Raw genomic sequence first — 1,411 nt, 5'->3', positions numbered from 1 at the left:
CCTAAACCGCTTCCTGTTCGTCAGGCCAGCATTTTGCCTTCGGCTTCCTTCAGATTTCACCTCACGATGAACACCCTTGCCGTTCGGCTAGCACTTCCCCTTGCCGGGTGTGCAGAGGACTTCCACCTCCAAGTCATCAACTCACCACCACAGTGAGTCGAACAGTGCTAAAGCACTACGCGCCATGCCCGGCGCACCACCACAAAAAAAGGCCACCGAAGTGACCTTTTTGGAATGCAGCTAGCTTCTATTATTCAATAATCTTAGAAACAACACCAGCACCTACAGTTCTGCCACCTTCACGGATTGCGAAGCGCAGACCTTCTTCCATAGCGATTGGCGCAATCAGTTCTACTTCGAACTTCAGGTTGTCGCCAGGCATTACCATTTCAACGCCTTCTGGCAGTTGAACGGCACCGGTTACGTCAGTTGTACGGAAGTAGAACTGTGGACGGTAACCTTTGAAGAATGGAGTGTGACGACCGCCTTCATCTTTAGACAGTACGTATACTTCCGCTTCAAACTTGGTGTGTGGAGTGATTGAACCAGGCTTAGCCAGTACTTGTCCACGCTCTACGTCATCACGCTTAGTACCACGTAACAGAACACCAACGTTCTCACCTGCACGACCTTCGTCAAGCAGCTTACGGAACATTTCAACACCAGTACAAGTCGTCTTGGTAGTATCTTTGATACCAACGATTTCTACTTCTTCACCTACTTTAACGATACCTTGCTCAACACGACCAGTTACAACAGTACCACGGCCTGAGATTGAGAATACGTCTTCGATTGGCAGGATGAACGGCTTATCGATGTCACGCTCTGGCTCTGGGATGTAGCTGTCTAAAGCTTCGCCCAGCTCGATGATTTTCTTTTCCCATTCTGCGTCGCCTTCAAGGGCTTTCAGTGCAGAACCCTGGATTACTGGCAGGTCATCACCTGGGAAATCGTACTCTGATAACAGTTCACGAACTTCCATTTCTACCAGCTCAAGCAGCTCTTCGTCATCTACCATGTCACATTTGTTCATGAATACGATGATGTAAGGGATACCAACCTGACGACCAAGCAGGATGTGCTCACGAGTCTGAGGCATAGGACCATCAGTCGCAGCAACTACCAGAATACCACCGTCCATCTGTGCAGCACCGGTGATCATGTTTTTAACATAGTCAGCGTGTCCTGGGCAGTCTACGTGTGCGTAGTGACGAGTAGGAGTGTCATACTCTACGTGTGAAGTAGAGATGGTGATACCACGTGCTTTTTCTTCTGGCGCGTTATCGATTTGATCGAACGCTTGAGCAGAACCGCCGTAAGTCTTAGACAATACGGTAGTGATTGCTGCAGTCAGAGTGGTTTTACCGTGGTCAACGTGGCCGATAGTACCCACGTTTACATGGGGTTTCGA

Annotated in this window: 1 protein-coding gene; it reads right to left on the bottom strand. The window is 49.3% G+C overall.

Translation table 11 applies throughout. The features are described 5' to 3' along the window. Positions 1–250 precede the first annotated feature (250 nt). On the bottom strand, positions 251–1,411 hold a 1,161-nt coding region (gene tuf, locus C6Y40_RS15210), incomplete at its 5' end, for an elongation factor Tu (RefSeq protein WP_105935313.1).

Source organism: Marisediminitalea alba (genome assembly GCF_002993365.1).
Taxonomy (GTDB): Bacteria; Pseudomonadota; Gammaproteobacteria; order Enterobacterales; family Alteromonadaceae; genus Alteromonas; species Alteromonas alba.
The sequence above is the reverse complement of the archived record's forward strand: the minus strand, read 5'-3'. Positions and strand labels throughout refer to the sequence as shown.